Source organism: Treponema medium (assembly GCF_017161265.1).
GTDB lineage: Bacteria > Spirochaetota > Spirochaetia > Treponematales > Treponemataceae > Treponema > Treponema medium.
The window spans coordinates 288162-307733 of record NZ_CP031393.1 but is presented as its reverse complement, the minus strand read 5'-3'; the positions used below and the strand labels follow the sequence as shown (position 1 = coordinate 307733).

General features: G+C 45.3%; 15 protein-coding genes. 14 read left to right on the top strand and 1 reads right to left on the bottom strand.

Annotated features, from left to right (window positions below; all coding sequences use genetic code 11):
• The first annotated feature begins 7 nt into the window (after nt 1-7).
• From DWB79_RS01310 to DWB79_RS01270, 9 genes are all read left to right on the top strand, one after another.
• The gene (locus DWB79_RS01310) at nt 8-1021 is read left to right on the top strand and encodes a GNVR domain-containing protein (RefSeq protein WP_016522261.1); all 1014 of its coding nucleotides are present in this window, start codon (nt 8-10) and stop codon (nt 1019-1021) included.
• Nucleotides 1011-2561: an SLBB domain-containing protein gene (locus tag DWB79_RS01305; RefSeq protein WP_016522260.1), complete on the top strand. Its 1551-nt coding sequence runs from the start codon at nt 1011-1013 to the stop codon at nt 2559-2561. Before DWB79_RS01310 ends, DWB79_RS01305 begins: the two co-directional genes overlap by 11 nt.
• A gap of 145 nt (nt 2562-2706) precedes the next feature.
• Nucleotides 2707-3324, top strand: coding sequence for a hypothetical protein (locus DWB79_RS01300; protein WP_016522259.1), 618 nt, complete (start codon nt 2707-2709; stop codon nt 3322-3324).
• Between the two features lie 10 nt (nt 3325-3334).
• Nucleotides 3335-3553 (top strand): hypothetical protein, encoded by a 219-nt coding sequence (locus tag DWB79_RS01295; protein WP_016522258.1) that lies wholly within the window; start codon nt 3335-3337, stop codon nt 3551-3553.
• A gap of 642 nt (nt 3554-4195) precedes the next feature.
• A complete protein-coding gene (locus tag DWB79_RS01290) occupies nt 4196-5035 on the top strand; it encodes a 3-hydroxyacyl-CoA dehydrogenase family protein (RefSeq protein ID WP_016522256.1) in 840 nt (279 codons plus the stop codon).
• Nucleotides 5036-5052: 17 nt separating this feature from the next.
• Entirely contained in the window at nt 5053-5832 is a 780-nt protein-coding gene (locus tag DWB79_RS01285) for an enoyl-CoA hydratase-related protein (protein WP_016522255.1), read from the top strand.
• An 8-nt stretch (nt 5833-5840) separates the two neighbouring features.
• Nucleotides 5841-7187: a butyryl-CoA:acetate CoA-transferase gene (locus DWB79_RS01280; protein WP_016522254.1), complete on the top strand. Its 1347-nt coding sequence runs from the start codon at nt 5841-5843 to the stop codon at nt 7185-7187.
• Between the two features lie 359 nt (nt 7188-7546).
• Nucleotides 7547-8752, top strand: coding sequence for an NHL repeat-containing protein (locus DWB79_RS01275; RefSeq protein ID WP_206181030.1), 1206 nt, complete (start codon nt 7547-7549; stop codon nt 8750-8752).
• A 149-nt stretch (nt 8753-8901) separates the two neighbouring features.
• Nucleotides 8902-9726 carry an EFR1 family ferrodoxin gene (locus tag DWB79_RS01270; RefSeq protein ID WP_016522252.1) on the top strand — a complete coding sequence of 275 codons (825 nt, stop codon included), beginning with the start codon at nt 8902-8904 and terminating at the stop codon, nt 9724-9726.
• Nucleotides 9727-10320: 594 nt separating this feature from the next.
• Here DWB79_RS01270 and lon read toward each other — a convergent pair.
• A complete protein-coding gene (gene lon, locus DWB79_RS01265; protein ID WP_016522251.1) occupies nt 10321-12756 on the bottom strand; it encodes an endopeptidase La in 2436 nt (811 codons plus the stop codon).
• 208 nt (nt 12757-12964) lie between these two features.
• On the opposite strand from lon, the gene DWB79_RS01260 reads away from it, so the two are divergent.
• From DWB79_RS01260 to DWB79_RS01240, 5 genes are all read left to right on the top strand, one after another.
• Nucleotides 12965-13720 carry a ParA family protein gene (locus DWB79_RS01260; RefSeq protein ID WP_016522250.1) on the top strand — a complete coding sequence of 252 codons (756 nt, stop codon included), beginning with the start codon at nt 12965-12967 and terminating at the stop codon, nt 13718-13720.
• On the top strand, nt 13713-14720 hold the full coding sequence (locus tag DWB79_RS01255; RefSeq protein ID WP_016522249.1) for a ParB/RepB/Spo0J family partition protein: 1008 nt from the start codon (nt 13713-13715) through the stop codon (nt 14718-14720). The genes DWB79_RS01260 and DWB79_RS01255 overlap by 8 nt, the downstream gene beginning before the upstream one ends.
• A 22-nt stretch (nt 14721-14742) precedes the next feature.
• Complete coding sequence (locus DWB79_RS01250) at nt 14743-15858, top strand: Mbeg1-like protein (RefSeq protein WP_016522248.1); 1116 nt, start codon at nt 14743-14745, stop codon at nt 15856-15858.
• Between the two features lie 290 nt (nt 15859-16148).
• A complete protein-coding gene (locus DWB79_RS01245) occupies nt 16149-18284 on the top strand; it encodes a hypothetical protein (protein WP_016522247.1) in 2136 nt (711 codons plus the stop codon).
• Nucleotides 18285-18302: 18 nt separating this feature from the next.
• Nucleotides 18303-19529, top strand: a complete 1227-nt coding sequence (locus DWB79_RS01240) for a hypothetical protein (RefSeq protein WP_016522246.1) — start codon at nt 18303-18305, stop codon at nt 19527-19529.
• Nucleotides 19530-19572 lie beyond the last annotated feature (43 nt).

The window sequence follows — 19572 nt, the reverse complement described above, 5'->3', positions numbered from 1 at the left end:
GATTATAGTGGAACATGATATAAATAATAATTCTGACGAAATATCTTTGTTAGATTTAGTTGCTGTATTATGGCGCTGGAGATGGCTGATTGTTGCGCTAACGGGTATAGTTTCAATAGGTGTTTTTACCTATGTTCTTATTGGTAAAAAAATGGATCCCCAAAAGTCATATATGCCGGATGTATACACCAGTACAGCCTTTATGCGCATACAAAGCAGTACAAGTTCTTCCGGTGGAGCTTTAGCGTCGATGCTGCAGCAAAATGGTCTCGGTAATCTAGCAGGATTGTCCGGCGGCGGAGATAATACGCAGCAGTTAGCGCTCTATATTGCCGGCAGTAATTCTTTTCTCGATACTATTGCAGATGAATTGCATATTGCCGAAAAATATAAGATTAAAAAATTCCTCAAAACCGAGACTCGAACCATAGTCAAGGGTTTACTTAAAGCAAAAATAGATGAAAAAAGCGGAGTGTTTTCATTAGCTGCGACGCATATTGAGCCTGAGTTTGCTCAGAAAGCTGTCTTGGTTGCTGTTGAGTATTATGAAAAACGGTTTGCAGAGCTTGGTCTTGATAGAAAAGTCAACGAAAAAGAAAATTTAGAGAAAAGTTTGAAACAATCATTTGATGAAATAAAACGTTTAGAGCGGGAAGCAGGCAATTTGGAAAATAAAATAGCTCAATCAGGTGGGATGAGAGGTACCGCTCTTACGATAGAACAAATCAAGCGTGAAATTTCTATTCAAGAAAAGATATACGGGCAATTAAAAGCTCAGTATGAACTCTTGAAAGTAGAAATGGCGGGCGAAACTCCGGTATTTCAAATATTGGATATGCCCGAAGTACCCGAAAAAAAATCCGGACCGTCGCGCGCAAAACTATGTATCGTTGCTTTTGCTGCAGGATTATTCTTTTCGATTTTTCTTGCTTTCCTTTTGAATGCTGTGCAGGAGATATATCGCGATCCTGAAGTGCAGGCAAAGTTCTTACGGAAAAAGGACAAGCAACATGAAGTATAAAACTATTTCACTCGTCTGTGTATGTTTTATTGCAGCTTTTTCATTATGTGCAGCTTCAAATTCCGATGCGGAAACTGAGTCAAAGCGATTAGCTCAACAAGCAATGGCGAATCCCGATTATCGTGTTTTGCCGGGGGATATATATCAACTTGGTTATACGATTGGGCAAAATGCTGTGAGTTATCAGATCGTTGTGGACTCAAGCGGCATTATCCGTGTTTCTAATTTAGGTTCGGTGAATACAAACGGTAAGACCTTTATGGCTGTTAAAAAACAAGTTGAAACACTGGTTTCACAAAATTATCCACTGAGTGTGGTTCAGTTTGTACTTACTGCCCCCAGTACTTTTACCGTAACGGTGAAGGGGGAAGTGAATAAAACAACAGAAGTAAAAGCATGGGGACTTATGCGCGCATCTCAAGCTATTACCGGTCTATTAACGGATTTCGCTTCAAGTCGTTATCTCTCTATTACAGGACGTTCCGGAAAAACAATTGATTATGATTTTTTCCAGGCAATACGTTTTGGGGATCTTACTCAAGACCCGTATTTATCACCCGGTGATGTAATCTCTATCCCGCGTGTTAAGCGGCGTGTTACACTTTCCGGAGCAGTTGAGCGTCCCGGAACGTATGAATTGGCAGAAACAGAAACGCTTGCTCAGCTGATTGACGTTTACGGCAGTGGATATACCGCCGGAGCCAATAGAACACAGGTTAAAATAACCCGTACAACAAACACAGAAGACGGAAGTACAAAGTTTGATTCTTTTTTTATTGCGCTCAGTGAGCAATCAGGGGGAAGTGAACCGTTACGGCATTTGGATAAAGTCTATATTGATACTCAAAAAACACTGCGTCCTTTTGTGTATCTTGACATTCCGCTCGATGTTGAAACACGACGTACGATTTTAGCAGATAGTCAAAAAGGTAATACAAATGGAATTTCTTCAACCCAGAATGATACAAGTACAATAAATAAAGACGGTGATCTTAAAATTGTTGCTACGACTATTCCAATTCCTTTTAATGAAGGTGATGATCTTATTTCTATTGTTCGCGAGCGCTTGCCGCTTTTTACTAAGCCATGGGTTGATGCAGCCGGTGCGTATATCTTTCGGCAAGGAAAACAGATACCGGCAAATTTAAGTCCGCTGTTGTTTGATCAATCCTATCACGAAGTTATTCCAATCGAGGCAGGAGACCGACTGATTGTTCCGGAGATTAAACAAACTGTAACCGTGGCTGGTGCTGTAACGAGTCCCGGTGCGTATCCGTATACGCCCGGTCGCAAAGCCGACTTTTATATTGCATTAGCTGGAGGTTTTGACTATCAGCGGAATACCGGTGGAGCTGTTGTAATTAAAGATGTATATGGCAAAAAACTTGCCAAGGATTCGGTTATCGGTCCGAATACGATTATTACGGCAAAAAGCAATGCCTTTATGTATAATTTTAATATGTATGTTCCGCTCATTACGGTAACAGCAACGATTATTACTGCAACAATAACAATTCTGACTTTTATTTATAAAAAATAACGGATGTATGATGGCAATATGGGCTGCAAATATTCCATATCGCCTGTGCAGGGCAACCGTTCAAAAAGCATTTGATGCGGTTGCCCCGACTCTTATATTCTCCCTTCCTCTTTAAAAATTCAACAAAATAGTATATGCTTCCTTCATGAACAATACAAAAACCGACGGTGATTTTCTCTTTGCGCTTGATTATATATTGAATAAAGCGAATCTACGCGAGATTGAAGCATTTGCCGCAGCGGTTGAACGCCGGCAAGGTCAGCTTGAGGGAGCGATAAACGGTAGCATCCCGTTTACTCCGGAAGAAGCAGCCAAGAAAATGTCGGAATCGATCTACGCTTCTATTGATGCAAGTATGGACGGCGTTCGGCATACTTTTCGGGATTATGCCACTGATATCTTGCAAAAAGAAGCACCTGAACTTTCCAAGCAGCAGATCGTCGATCTGGTTGATTCATGGATTCCGCAATCAAGTGGTTCACGCGGAAAAAATCGTCGTGCCTCTTTGGCAAAGAACGGTTCGGTGCAAGGTGTTCCTGCCGATCTGTTATACGAAATGGTTATACAGTTCGTTTCGTACAGTTTGGGCGAAATGCCGGTTGAAACACAGCGCAGCCTTACCGCTGCAATGCATGATTGGACAGGCTCTTATTGGCGGCGCTTTCCTACCGGTATAAAGCAGGAGATAAAAACTTTTTTGAATGGAGAGACAACATCCGGTGAGTTTCAAGGTCGTCTGCGCGAGATGTTGGGGTTAGCATAAGGAGATTTACATGCAGGAAAACGAACAGCCGTTCGAGGCGTGGACCGGATATTATAAAATAGAATATCTTGATGAAGAACCGAAAGTGACGGAAAAAGAGCTCTTTGATACGGTATTTGCCAAGTTGGAAAAAATACAAAAGCAGGCGATACTTGAAAAAATCAAAAGAGCAGAAGCTCAGCTTATAAGTCTAGGAGAAGAACTGGATATATTTTTAGCGAAAAAGTGATGAGAGCCTGTGCTTTAAGTTTTTTCTAATAATGTAAGTAGTATGCACCTATCTCCAGTACCTTTTGAAAATAGACTGTTAAGCAGTTGTACATTCACACCCAAGAATATACGTCCGTGTATATTCTTGGGCTGCGAGTTTTGCCTAATGCCTAAACTTGTTACTGATTTATGCCACCACCATCCGTGGCACGTTCAAAAATTGACCTCTTTGTCAATTTTTGACTGCGAGTTTTTTACAAAGCAAAAAACTCGTTTCTGTTTGGAACCACTGGAATTCGTGCCGGCTCGCACACACAGTGCGAAACATTGAGCAATACTCACAAGCCGCGTCGGGGTTGTCGATTCTGTTTTTTATCCAATCCTTTCTTCTATGGAATCTACTAAATTATCTGCAATCGTCAACATCATTTTCAAATAAAATGAGAGAACTTCTCAATGTCAATCTCATTTCAGGGCTTTATTCTAGGTATTTTTTGTGATATGCTATATCTGTTTTTAAAGTCAGGCATTCCTGAAAAAACAACTGAGTTTTTCGAGATGTCCATCAGACATTTTTCACCGGCGTTGCCGGAGGGTACTGTCCGAGATACCTCTTTCCGGGCAGTAGGTTTTACAAAATGGTCTATATAGGAGCCATAGTATGAAGAAAATCGGTGTTGTAGGCGCAGGCACGATGGGGCAAGGGATTGCCGCATCATTTGCTTCAAACGGGTATCAGGTTACGGTATGCGACATAAAAATCGAATGGGCGCAATCGGGAATAGATAAAATTGCAGCTAATTATGATAAATTGGCAGCGAAAGGCAAAATAACGGCAGAAGCGGTTGCTACCATAAAGGGAAATTTAAAGACCGGCGTATATAAAGATTTGGCTGATAGCGATTTAATTATCGAAGCCATATTGGAAACCAGCGAAGCTAAAAAAACGCTTTTTACCGAACTGGACAATATTTGCAAAGAAACGACAATTTTTGCAACAAATACCTCTTCTCTGTCCGTTACCGAAATTGCCAAGGGCATTAAACACCCCGTTATTGGGATGCACTTCTTTAATCCTGCCGATAGAATGAAGTTGGTAGAAGTTATTTCAGGAATCAATACGCCTGTTGAAGTAAAAAATACTATTATAGAAATCGCTAAGAGTTTAGGAAAAACACCTGTTGAGGTACACGAAGGCCCCGGCTTTGTTGTAAACCGGATTCTTATTCCCATGATTAACGAAGCTGCTTTTATTCTGCAGGAAGGCATTGCAACTGCCGAACATATCGATACGGCAATGCAGCTGGGCGCAAACCATCCGATGGGACCGCTTGCGCTTGGTGATTTAGTTGGTCTTGATGTTGTATTGGCTATTATGGACGTATTGTACCGTGAAACGGGAGATAGTAAATATCGCTGCTGTACGCTTATCCGCAAAATGGTGCGCGGCGGATTACTCGGGCGCAAAACCGGAAAAGGTTTTTACGACTATTCAAAGTAAAAGCGGAGGTGTGACAGATGAATACGGTACTGTTTCATATCGATGGACATATTGCAACGATAACCATTAATAAACCGCAAGTTTTAAATGCGCTCAGCACAGAGGTTTTGACCGATCTTAATCAGGCGTTGGATGAGGTTGAAAAAGTACAAAATATTTACGCGGTGATTCTTACCGGTGCCGGTGAAAAAAGCTTTGTAGCAGGCGCTGACATTGCTGAGATGAAGAGTATGGATGCACAGCAAGCGACTCAGTATGCACAGTTTGCGGACAACATATTTTTCCGTATAGAAAACTTCCATTGCCCGGTCATTGCCGCGGTGAACGGTTTCGCGTTGGGCGGCGGCTGCGAGCTTGCGATGGCGTGTGATATCCGTATCGCTTCGGAAACCGCCCGCTTTGCACAGCCTGAAACCGGTTTGGGTATTACGCCGGGATTCGGTGGGACGCAGCGGCTGGCACGGCTTGTTGGCGCCGGACGCGCAAAAGAACTCATATATACCGGCCGTACTGTAAAAGCGGAAGAAGCATTCACGATCGGTCTCGTCAATAAGGTAACAAAACCGGAGAATTTAATGGCGGAAACCGTTGCTATGGCGCAACTCATTTGCCAAAAAGCCCCCTTCGCTGTTAAAAAGGCAAAAGAAGCTATCAACAGAGGTTTGCAGGTAAGTATCGACAAAGCAGTTGCTGTTGAAACGGAAGAATTTGCGCAATGTTTTGCAACGGAAGATCAAAAAATGGCTATGGATGCTTTTGTCAAAAAAGAAAAAATTGAAAAATTCAATAATCGTTAGGAATAGTCATGGATTATAGTTCGTTATACAAACAAAAACTGACCTCAGCGGAAAAGGCCGCACAGGTAGTCAAGTCGGGAGACTGGCTAGACTTCGGATGGGGGAATAATACCCCTGTCGCATTCGACAAGGCATTGGCAGCGCGGCTGCCGGAGCTTGAAGACGTCAATATCCGAGGCGGTGTGGTGCTGCGGGAACTTGAAGTCTTTAAAATAAAAGATCCTGCGGCTCATCTTACGTGGAATTCTTGGCACATGTCAGGCTATGGACGTAAAACCATTGCCGCAGGTTTCGGCTATTATGCACCGCTCCGCTATTCTGAATTGCCGCGTTGGTATTACGAAAACATTAAGCGCCTTAACGTATCGGTTTTCCAAACGGCGCCGATGGATAAGGACGGTTTTTTCAATTTCGGATTGAATGCTTCTCACCTCAAAGCGGTTACGGATTGTGCAGATATCGTCATTGTAGAAGTCAATACCAATATGCCGAACTGCATAAACGGTATGGATGATAAGATTCACATTTCCGATGTTGATATGATCATCGAAGGCGGTAATCCGCCGATAGACGCACTTGTTGATAAGGGAGAACCGACCGAAGTGGATAAGGCTGTCGCAAAGCTCATCATCGAAGAAATTCCAGACGGAGCCTGTTTGCAGCTCGGTATCGGCGGTATGCCTAATACGCTCGGCGCGATGATTGCAAAGTCCGATTTAAAAGATCTCGGCGTACACACGGAAATGTATGTCGATGCCTTTGTCGATATTGCCAAAGCAGGAAAAATCACCGGCGCAAAGAAAGCAATCGATACGGGGAGACAGGTATTCGCATTTGCCGCTGGGACAAAAAAGCTCTATGACTATGTACATAACAATCCCGCATGTATGGCGGCTCCCGTCTCTTACACGAACGACGCGCGGGTGATTGCGCAAATCGATAACTTTATGTCCATCAACAATGCTGTGGATATCGACCTGTTCGGTCAAGTGAATGCCGAAACATCGGGAACCAAACATATTTCAGGAGCGGGCGGACAGCTTGACTTCGTGTTGGGCGCCTATCTATCCAATGGCGGAAAAAGCTTTATTTGCTGTTCTTCCACCTTTAAGGATAAAACAGGGGCGCTTACCTCCCGTATCCGGCCGACGCTTGCGCCGGGTTCCGTTGTTACGGACACAAGAACCAATGTCCATTGGTTCGTTACCGAATACGGAAAGGTCAACTTAAAGGGCTTATCGACATGGCAGCGGGCAGAAGCCTTAATTTCGGTCGCACATCCCGATTTTAGAGATTCGCTCATTGCCGAAGCGGAAAAGCTCCATATCTGGAAGCGCTCCAATCAACAACCCTGACGCGAGCGTCGGGGTATTAAACCCTCCGCACGAATAAACGGTAGGACACTTTCGAACTTCCATCTTTCAACAGCCTTATATACCGTCTTTAAGGCAGGGCAACGAGACAACGGTCTTTAAGGCTGTCGCTCTCAGGGATATGCTGCATTATAAACACGGGAAGATTGCCTCTATAGATTCTCTTACAGCCCTTATAATGCGGAATCCTCCTGTATTTATGCGTAAGATTGACAGTAGAATATGGGAGTGTTAGAATATATTTTGATTGAAGTGAGGGAGCGATGAAACAAAAGACAATAACTTTTGCATTATGCATAGTTTGTCTTACTGCCGTCTTGCTTTCATGTCCCATGTACAGGATGGCAGGGCCCGAAGATTATGAAAAGATTTTTACAAAGATAGATTACGGCCCTCTTGAATGGAAAGATTCGTATATCCTTTCTGCAAGTAATTACTTACCGCAGGTACAGGTGTGGGACAGCGCGAGCGGAAAACTGATAAAGGTGTATGAATTATTTGTGAAAGACGATAAAAAAAAGTTCTATGCGGATTTATGGATTACCGGTATTGCAGAGTTTCACGGTAGTATTTGGATTTGTTCAGCCACTATCGGTAATCATATTGCCCGTCTTGATCCTGCCAGCGGAAAAATGTCTTTTATCGATCTTGATTGCCATCCCGAAACAGTTATTGCTTTTAATGATACCGAAGGAGGAAAAGGAGCGTTATGGATTGCAACGTATAGCGCCCGGGGTATTGGGTGTGCAATTCGCCGTCTTGACCAAAGCGGAACAATCGTAAAAAAGTGTAATATTACCACAGAAGATATTGAGATAACTGGTGTGAACCGAATGCATTACAGAGAGGGCAAATATCAGTTATTAGCAGATTCACATAAAGACCTTTATCCCGCTAAGGAAAATAAAGGAGTGTACTGGCTTGTGAATCTCAGTGCAGACAATGGGGAATATGTACAAGAAATACCGTACCATGCTGTTTTCCCCACCGGTTTCTTTAGTGATAACAAGATAGCACCTGTTCCGGAAGAGTTTATAACATCGCTTGAATTGACGAATCAGTATGCCGATGCAAAAAATGTCTATTGCAAGGTAAATGTAGTAGGTGGTGAAACATGTCATCGGCTGTTATACAAGGTACATAGTTTGAATCCGCTAAAACTTGAATATACACATATTATTTACAGTAAACCTGATGCACGTTCAATATTTAATGTGGTTGAAAATGATACGAATATTTTTATTACAGGTAGAATACTGTGTGATGTTCCGGGTGAGGCATCTTTTACCGGGCTTGAAATAGGAGCTTATCCAATAGAGGGCGGCGGGCAACTGAAGCGTATCCGATTGGCTCGTGGAAACCAACTATACCAGACAACGAGAGATGGAAAAACATGGTTTTGCAGGGATGTGTATGAGCAGGATGAAGCAACCCTTACATGGCATTTTAAAACTCCCCCTCAAATTTATATGCTTGAACATGCAACCGGAAAAGCATATAAATATTCCCATGACGGTTCTCGTATTGAACTGGAGCCTGAAAACTGATAGAGGTATATGAAGAGCGAGTTTTCTCGATAGGACGTACTCCCGCTGCATGAAGCGTTATGCATGCGGAGGGGTTCATTCTCCGATGCTCTGCGCCGGGGGATGATTGCTAAAAACTTTACGCAATTTTTCAAAAAAGGATAAAGAGTATGCAACCAATTAAAAATATAAAAGCGGTTTTTTTTAGCCCTACCGGCAATACCAAGCGGGTAGTTGAACAGCTGTCCGCGCAGTTTTCACAAAAACTTTCCGCGCCAGTTGAAGTTGATGACTTTACGCTGCCTGCTGCCCATATCGACACCAGAACGTATTCGTCTGAAGATTTGGTTATCTTCGGTGTGCCGACGTATGCGGGGCGCATTCCGAATAAGGTATTGCCCTTTGTGCAAACCCTGTTTAAAGGGAATCAAACACGCACAATAGCGGTGGTTACCTTCGGAAACCGCAGTTTTGACAATTCTTTGAGCGAGCTTCACATGGAGTTGGAAAAGAATAATTTTTCGGTAATCGGCGCCGGTGCGGTAGTGTGCAAGCATGCGTTTGCCGAGGTAGGCATTGGACGGCCGGATGCTGCCGATGAGGAGCGTATAACTGCTTTTGCCGATACCATTTTTAAAAAACTTCAACAATCAGGGAGGCCTCTCTCCAATGCCTCGATAAAAAGAAACGAAGAACTCTCCGCCTACTATGTGCCGCTCGGAATCGACGGAAAGCCGGTCAATTTTTTAAAGGCAAAACCGGTTACCGATAAGGCAAAATGCGACAACTGCGGCGTTTGCGCGGCCGTATGCCCGATGGGTTCCATCGACAAAAACGATGTTTCGTTAGTCCCCGGCATCTGCATAAAGTGTCAGGCCTGTATTGTTCATTGCCACACAAAAGCAAAATCATTCGACGACCCGCTGTTCCTGTCGCATAAAGCTATGCTGGAACAAAACTATACGCGCCCGGCGGCTTCGGAATTCTTTGTGTAATATCTCCCTGCATCCTTGTATATCGGTAGAGGACGAGTTTGGTTCCAAAACTTGTTTCTGATTTATGCCACCGCCATCCGTGGCAAGTTCAAAAATTGACCTCCTTGTCTATTTTTGAACGCGAATTTTTGCTACGCAAAAACATTGCTTCTGCTTGGAACCACGCCCGTCCTTGGGCGTTCTGATACGTTGAGCATTTTCAGAAGCCGCATTCGGTTATAACTTTTCCGTAAGCCTTTTGAAATAGACTGCTAAGCAGTTGTACATCCGTGTACAACTGCTTAACGACGAGATTTGTGTACAACACAAATCTCGCTACTGCTTATAACCACGGACATCCTTGTCCGTTCTGCAATGCTAGGAGCGCACAAAAAACACCCGCAAACACTTTACTGCTTGGAACCAGCGGCATCCGTGCAGCTTCTGAAACATCGAGGACTGTTTTTGTTAAGCGACACCGCAGATGCACCTGCCGTAAGCCTTTTGAAATAGACGGCGCAGATACGAGGCGCAAGCACAAATTAACCGCAGGCGTATCTTTGATACGTTGAGGATTAATTTGTGCGCAGCAACGAAGTAGATGTGCCGTCTATTTCAAAAGGTGTGGGGGAAGGCACATTGTATAACCTCCTCCATCCTAGTAACGGGGTGGAACTGAATGCCTTTCTTTACGTGCTCGGGAATTTTTTCGAGGTCGCGGATATTCGCGGCGGGGATGATAATCTCCTTGATGCCGTTGCGGCGGGCGGCGATGGTTTTTTCTTTTAAGCCGCCGATCGGGAGTACCTGACCGGTCAGAGAGAGTTCGCCGGTCATGGCGAGTTTCGGTTTAATGACCTTACCGGACAACAGCGAAAGCAGCGCAACAGTCATCGTGATGCCGGCGGAGGGACCGTCTTTGGGTGTTGCGCCTTCCGGAATGTGCAGGTGGATAACGTGGCTTTCAAACCACTTAACGCTTGCAATGCCATGTGCGTCGGCAAAGTGGCGCACCCATGTCCATGCAATCGAGGCGGACTCCTTCATCACATTGCCCATCTGACCGGTCAGGCGGAACTGCCCCTTGCCCTTATTCGATAAGGCTTCTATCAGCAGCGTATCGCCGCCCATACTCGTCCATGCAAGCCCGATTGCCGTGCCGGGAACTTTCGCGTATTTGATATCATCATCGCGGAAAATGGGTTTGCCGAGCATCTTTTCGATTTCGGCAGCATCGGGCGCAAACACATCTTTTTCGCCGCGCTCGCCGGTAACCAGTTCAACGGCGATTTTCCGGTGGAGCTTATCGAGGTTCTTTTCAAAGTTGCGTACTCCCGCCTCCCGCGCATAGCCGTTCGCAATATGCAGCAGTATCTGCTTGGAATATTTCACCTGCGCTTTCTTTAAGCCGTTTTTCTCAAGACTTTTCGGCAACAGGTAGTTTTTTGCGATTTCTACTTTTTCAGAATCGATATAACCCGCGAGTTGAATAACTTCGGCGCGGTCGAGTAGCGGGCGCGGAATACCGTCAAGAGTGTTCGCCGTCAGGATAAATACGATATGCGACAGGTCAAACGGCAGATCGAGGTAGTGGTCGCGGAACGAGACATTCTGTTCGGGGTCGAGCACTTCAAGCAAAGCGCTGGAAGGGTCGCCCTGATAGCTTTGCCCCATCTTATCGATCTCGTCAATCATAAAGACCGGCGCCTTTGTTTTCACGATTTTTAATCCCTGCAAAATTTTGCCGGGCATCGCACCGATGTACGTTCTGCGGTGTCCTTTAATTTCAGCCTCATCCCGCATACCGCCCACCGAGAACCGGAAAAACGGTTTATTCATCGCACGGGCAATCGACTTGCCGACACTCGTTTTACCGACACCGGGCGGCCCAACCAATAAAACAATCGAGCCTTTCGTATCGTTTTTCAGTTTCCGTACTGCAAGGTATTCGATAATCCGCTTCTTTACATCCTCCAGCCCGTAATGATCCGCGTCCAAAACTTTTTTCGCTTCTTCTATATTATACGCTTCCGGTTCGGGAGGATTCCATGGGAGCGTCAGCGCGGTTTCAAGATAATTCCGTCCGACAATGTACTCAGGCGAATTCGGTTCGAGGAACTTGAATTTTTCAAACTCGGCTTCTATCGTCTCTTTTACTTCACCTTCAAAATGGAACGAGTCGATCAGCTTGCGGAATTTCTCTTCATCGGCATCCTTCGGATCGGAGCTCAAGCCCAGCTCTTTTTTGATGCTTTTAAGTTCTTCATGCAGAAAGTATTCGCGCTGATTTTTTTCAATCCGCGTATTCAAATCGGCCTGAATCTTCCGCTGGACATCGAGCAGCTCTTTTTCTTTTTTGATATGAACAAAAACTTTTTCCATCCGTTCACGGACGTTGATAGTTTCCAGTATTTTTTGCTGCTCCTCTTTCGGAATATTCAAAATGCTGGCAGTAAAGTCCGCAATCTTTCCCGGATGGTCGATATTGACGATGTTGAGCCGCATCTCTTCCGTAAAAAGCGGATTGTTTTCGGAAAGTTCTTTCATCTCTCCGATCAGTCCGCGGAGCATCGCCTTTACCTCAACCGTATTCTCTTCTTCATCTTCAAGGTACTGAACCGCTACGACAATCGGTTTTTTCTCATTGACAACTTTGCGGATTTTGAACCGCTTTAGGGTTGAAATAAGAATATTGATACCGCCGTCAGGCAAGTTGATTTTTTTGATAATCCGCGCAGCGGCTCCGATTTGATACACATCGGAGGCTCCCGGCTCTTCCGTCTCGTTTTTTAACAGCGAAAGACCGATAAAACCGGTGCTACTATAAGCTTCTTCGACAGAGCGGATATCGTCGGCATCGTTTATCAAAAGCGGGGTAAAAATCCCCGGATAAATAGGTCGACCGTTCAGCGGAATAAGATTGATTTTTTTAGGCAAAAGTTCTTCGATTGGAATAACCGCCTTTGCGTCTTTTTGAGTTGACGTATCCGCCGCGTTCGGCGTATCTAAAGTCTTTGAAGTATCTGAATCCATAGCTTTAAATATCGTCATTATTCAGCGAAAAGTCAATAAATGCCTTTTGGGAACCACTAAAAACTTGAGTTTTTAGTGGTTTTCCTTAATCTTATTTGCGATGTTTTAATTTAAGTCATTATTATATAAAGACTTAAATTAAAACTCGTCGGGGATATCTAAAAATCTAACCGAGTTTTTAGATATCCCCTTTTATCTATTGGGAAAATGCGATATACTGCCCCGTATGGGGAAAAGTATCGTTTTTGTTAATCAAAAAGGCGGGGTAGGGAAAACTACTTCAGCTGTCAATATCGGCGCATACTTTGCACAGGCGGGAAGAAAAACGCTGCTTGTGGACTTTGATCCGCAGGGAAATATGTCGTCGGGCGTCGGTATTTCCAAAAAACAGCCGAGTATTTATGATGCGATTGCCGGAAAAATTCCTATCCAAAAAACGGTCAGACCGACGGCGGTTAAGGACTTGTATGCAATCCCCGCCGATATCAATTTATCGGGTGCGACCATCGAATTGGTTGATCAGCAATCTCGAGAATTTTTTCTTCGCAACAATCTTGCGCTTCTTAAAGAAGAATACGAATATATTTTAATTGATTGCCCTCCGTCATTGGGGATTTTAACGCTGAACGGGCTTGCCGCCGCGGATGAAGTGTTTATTCCGTTGCAGTGTGAGTATTTTGCGCTTGAGGGCTTAACGCTTCTTTTACAAACCGTTAAAAGAGTACAGGAAAAAATCAATCCTCGTCTTAAAATCGGCGGTATCTTTTTTACGATGTACGATTCCCGCACAAAGCTCGCGCAGGAAGTTGTGCAGCAGGTTACGGCTTATTTTAAAGACCGCGTATGCAGCACGATTATCCCGCGTAATGTCCGCCTCTCCGAAGCTCCCTCCCACGGGTTGCCCATCTGCAAGTATGATTCCTCCTGTATCGGCGCCCGCAGCTACGAAAAACTCGCTCAGGAGGTGCTTGACCGTGCCTAAATCTGCACTGGGCAAAGGGCTCGACTCCTTGCTTTCTCCCGATATCACGGATTTGTGCTCAAACGATGCTGCTGCACAATCTTCGGATGTACAATCGGATAGCGGTTTGTCTGTAATGCCGCAGCAGAATGTGATGCGAGGAGAAGCGGCGCAACAAGCTGGTACTCAAAATCGCGCCGATACTGTCGGTTCCGCTCCGGTTGAGCTTGACCCCGCGCTATTAAAACCCAATCCGTTTCAACCCCGTCGTACTTTTAATGAAGATAGTTTGCAGGAGCTTGCCGCTTCCATCAAAGAACACGGTATTATTCAGCCGATTATCGCGGAAAAAAACGGCGATGAATACTATATCATTGCGGGAGAGCGGAGAACGAGGGCGGCGCTTTTAGCGGGGCTTACGCGGGTTCCGGTCATCTTCCGTGAATTTGAAAACAGCAAAAAGCTTGAAATTGCGCTTATCGAAAATATTCAGCGGGAAAACCTCAATCCGATTGAAGAGGCTAAGGCATATCAGGAGATTATGCAGCTGTCCAACCTCAATCAGGAGGAGACCGCCAAGCGAGTAGGGAAGAGCCGATCGGCGGTTGCCAATGCGATGAGATTGCTGCAACTGCCCGACGACATGCAGACGGCGCTGGAAAAAGGCTCTATCACCGCAGGTCATGCGCGGGCAATTCTCTCGCTTATCAATCCGGCGGATCAAACGCTGCTGTTTACCCGCATTACGGAGCAGGCTCTTTCGGTGCGTGACGCGGAGATGCAGGCGGCTCAGTTGAAAAACGGTAGCCGTACCGGACAGAAAAAATCAGCGCCGCAGTCGGTAAAACAGCTGGAAACGGATGATGCGCAGCTTGCGGTCAAAGATATTGAGCAGCAATTTATCGATGCTCTGGGTACAAAGGTGGAAATTAAAGGCGACCTTGAAAAAGGTATCGTGCATATTTCATACTTTTCGCAGGCGGATCTTGACGCGCTATATAATAAAATTGCTGCAAAATAACATTGCAGGAACATAACCTTCGATGGCAAACCTTTCCGATTATGTGCTCTGGCGCGGCGATCTTCCCTTTGAGGTGCGCCCGTTCAATGCGGTAGACGCGCTGGTACTGTGTCAACTTTCTTACCTTAACTTTTCCGATATTGTTCCTGCTCAATTTACCGATAGTATTACGCTGCGGGAAGCTGCCCGTATCTATGCCGCAGATTCTACGCGCGGAACTCCCGAAGAGTTCGGTGTATTTATCAATCCGCTCACCGCCGATTTGCTCAAAACTGCTGCGGAAACTGAGCGCTTCGGTTCCATTCTGTTAAAAGGCTTTGTAAATGAGATTGACCGCAATACGGATAAGCAGTTCGCAGCGATTACCGCCGTGCTTCCAACGGGGTGTGCCTGTGTTGTCTATCGGGGTACGGACGATAGCATAATCGGATGGAAAGAAGACTGCCTTTTGAGCCTTTCCACCCCTATCCCCTCTCATACTGCAGCGGCGGATTATCTTTCGGCGGCTGTGGAAGCTGCTATTACGTCCGGCATCGAAAAGCTCTCCATTGCGGGGCATTCCAAAGGTGGAAACCTTGCGCTCTATGCGGCTGGGACTGCCGCTGCTTCGGTACAGGAGCGGATTGAGCGGGTGTTCTGTTTTGACGGTCCCGGCTTTGCCTTTGATATCGAACAACGGAGCGGATTTCAAGCGATTATCCCTAAAACTGCTTCTTTTATTCCGCAGTCGTCCGTTGTCGGTGTGCTTTTATCCTATCTGCCGCATTATACCGTTATTGAAAGCTCCGAAACCAACACCTTCTGGCAGCATGATGCGTTTTCTTGGCAAATTAAACGAGATGAGTTTGTAACCTATCAGCAAGGGCGGACAAAGGAAAGCTATTTTGCGGAAAAAACCATGCGGGAATGGCTTTCTCATCTTAACGATACCGAGCGGAAAGAATTTATCGAAACGTTGTTTGCCGTTCTGTTCGGCACCGGTGCGGAAACGCTCAGTGAATTAACTGCCAACGGACTGGCTCATTCGCTGCATATTTTAAAAGAGCTGCATACGGTAGATTCCGACCGGCGGCGAGAGTTGTTCGCCGTCATCAAGGCATTCTTTGGGGCAGTTTATACACATTTTCCCTATCCGTAATTCTTAATTTCAAAAGCGAACATAAAGCGGATAAATTCTTCGTGACAGTTTTGAGTATCGTTTTTATACACTCTGTAGGACTTCTGTAGCAAATTGCAAGTCGTTAAAATCATGCTATTTTATCTATTTTGTCTAACCGGTTCCGTTTAGGCAAGGGGGATACCATCTCTCTTCTTTGAACAAGAAAAAGCATTTTTTTGCTTGACTTTTGAGGGGGGGGGGGGGTATTATAGAAGAAGATTTATTTATAGCGGATACCTGTACTTATCCGTTACAGAAGGAGAAATTTTATGAAAAAACACAGGCTGTTTTCAGTTGCTGTACTTGCTGCATTTTTTGCTGCAAGTGTCATTATAACAGCGTGCGGTGGATTAAATAATCCGTCCAAACCAGCCACCCCGTCCAATCCAGCCAGCCCGGATGAGCCAAAGCCGGAAGCGCTGCAGCAGCTGAAATCCGACCAATTCCCCACGACAGAGGATGGTAAATCTTATGACCGGTATAAAATTGAGTGGACTGATGCGCAGGGGAAGGAGCAGACAAAAACAGTTACCGTGGACGATATAAAAAATGGTATCGTACTGACCGGCGGTGTAAAAGAAGGCACAAAGCCGAAAGTAACCCCGTTAGTAAAAAATGCCGACGGTACCGAAACGGAAAAACCTGATGCAACACAGGAAGTAAATCCATCCTCCAGTACGGACTGGAAGCTCTATATCCAAGCAGGCATCGACGAGTTGAGCAAAGAGAAGCCTGATTATGACGCCGCCCTTGCAAAGTTTAGAGAAGCCTATAACGCCGAACAAAACAACACCACCAAGGCGTATTACGCAGTGGTACAGCTGGCAACCATCAGCATAAAACCGGAGACCGTCGATTTTATGCGGAACAAAATGGGCTTTGCAACCTATCCCGCAACGCTCAATGCCTTGGTAAATCTGGACTGGTTTAAAGAACAAACCTACAAGACACGAAGTTGGACTAATGCATATACGTATCTCTTTCTCGAAAAGACCGATGGATATTACTACCGTGTAAGCGGACATATTGCCTCAAGCCCTGACACCGCTAAAGTAAGCATTCGGCTTCCACAAAATAGAAACATCTATGAACGAGGAACATTCGCAGGACTCAATGGCAAGTGGGTAGAGCTTGGATACGATGAAGCATGGAAAAAGATCGACAGTATGCCCATAGCAGATAGAAAACGCTGGTATGACTATAATGGACCGGATCAATTACCGCATACGGGAGAATATTTTATTGTAGACAACTTTGACGAAAACGGTAACTACATGGTGTGGAATTCTCCGTACATCGAGTCTATGCAAGGAGCTGCAGTAGCAAAACGGTATGATCGAGAAATCGAGAAGTATATATCGTATTACTATGATGCACAAGGCTCTCTCTATGCCCCGGAAATGAAGCCCGCAGCAGACTGGTATAAAGAACTTAATCCGCTCTTGCAAATTCCTGCGTATATTATTGAACACAGTGACAGCGCAAAGGTTGATCAACTCATCGATGAACTGTATGGTATTCTGTTCGGTAAAGAATTTGCCAATGCGTCTACTGTTTTAAACAGCCTTGATGCAACTAAGTCGGTTACCATCGACAAGCAGCTCATCAAACGATTGGGTATGAGCGGCGAGGATCGTATATTCCCGAAAGATACTGATGTTGAACTGCAAAAAGAGCAGCTTTTAGGGCTTATCGGCAGTATGACCGTTGCCAAAGGAGCTTTTGAGCTTGTGCAGTCCTACTCATTCAACACCGACCTTAACATCCTCAAGTGGAACTGGGAAAAAGAAGATGAAATCTTAAAGAACCTTGGCAGCTATAACCAAAAGCAGGATCCCTTTAACAACGGTTTTCTGAAAGGCCGAAATCCACAAAAAATTGTTAATGCAAAGGATGATATCGTAAAAGGCGCTGACTTGCTGTTGGCTGCATACAAGAGCTTGACCGATTCGGAAACCCTTCCGGCTAAAGCAAAAGAAGAACTTGTAAAGAATATAGCCTTTATACAGGCAATGGTAAAAGAAATCCGGGATGCAGTAGCAGAAGGACGCAAGGCGAATATCTTAATTGGAGAAAACAATCCGCTTGCTAAACCGCCCGTATACCCTGAACCACTGCCGGGAGAGCCTCACCCAACACCAGTCTACCTGACTAAGTTTGAAATCGATATGGGCAAGGTCTTTACCTATGAATACTTCAAACTGTCCAATCTCTTTGAAATGGATGGTTCAAAACCGAAGATTTATGATGCAAACGGCAGCGTCCCGTATATGAATCTTACGCTCAAAAGATTTATGGATGATTTTGTAACGGTAAAATTTAATAACAATAGCGAGGTTTTTGTAGATTTCGGGATTCCGCTTAACGATGATGCCGGAAAGAAAATTATAAACTTCTACAAATAACACCGCCAAAACGGGACAATGAAAAAAGTTTTTTGCATAGCGCTGCTTATTATTCCGCTTGTGTGTACCGCTTATGCGGAACCTCAAGCGGAGGGAGGCGGCGCTCCTGCACTTGGGTATGGTAATGGTGCAGGAATTGTTATCAAAACGCAGCAGGGCAGCGCAGCCTTTTCGTGGAATCGGTTGGCTGCATCGCTCTCTTTTCGGTATGGCTGCGCTGCCGTAACCGGAGGGAGCGCTACGCTGCTTTCGGGTTTTTCCAACGCCAGTGCAGAATCGCTGCTTCGGCACGGCAGTGCAGCGGTGGAAGCCGGAACAGAAGATTCTCTGTGTGCTGTTGGATTTCGAGCAGGGTTGACGGAATGGGAGCTGAACCGACTGCGCATCCGACTCCCCAATACCGAATTGCGGGAGGATCATCTTGTACATCGGTTCTATAGCGCAGGCATTTCCTGCGGGGTACCCGCTTACCGTATCCGCTATGACGGGGCTTGGTATTGGGGACAGGCGGCAATCGGACTACATGATCTCAGCTTCTTAATTGCCCAACCATCTCTAGAGGCGATAGCCTCGATCCATCGATTTAGATTAACCCAATGGTACGAAGGCAGCATAGCGGCGCTCAAGCTGAAAGGCGTACTAACCAATAAAACAGGAGAATCGGTTGCATCAGGCGCCGCACGAGTATTTGCATTTCAAAATACCATCTATGTCCCGATTGCTGCGCATTCGGCGCTCTCTCTTTTCGCATCATATATCTATTTTTCGGGGACTTTTTCTATTCGGCTGACTGCGGCAAATCAAGGGTATTTTCTGTTCCCTTATCGCTTTTACAATCGCGATATAAGCATCAGCGGCTCCGTACTGGGATTCGGCGGCAGTTACCGCTATACGGCGGATAGGTTCCGATTCTACGGCGCAGTGCAATGTTATTCCGTTGTCAATGATACCGGTAGCGATGTACTTCATTCAAAAGAGAAAAAATCATTTCTGTTTAAGGGAAAAGAAGAAAAAAGCAGCACTCCGCTGCCGACCCTTACGGGGACATCTCTGCTGTTGTTGTACTTTTCTATTGGCTTTGCCGTTACACCGAACGTTGAGCTTTCCGCCGGGAGAATAATCCCCGTGCCGATTCTATCGCCCCAGCTTGCAAAACAGTTGGATACGGGAAAGGGGAGACTTTCTGCACTGATTATCGACCCGCTTCTAACCGGACTTTCCATACGGCTTACGGTACGGTTATAGATCTGTCGCTAACGAAAAACTTTTTTCGAGCTTTGGTTCAGTA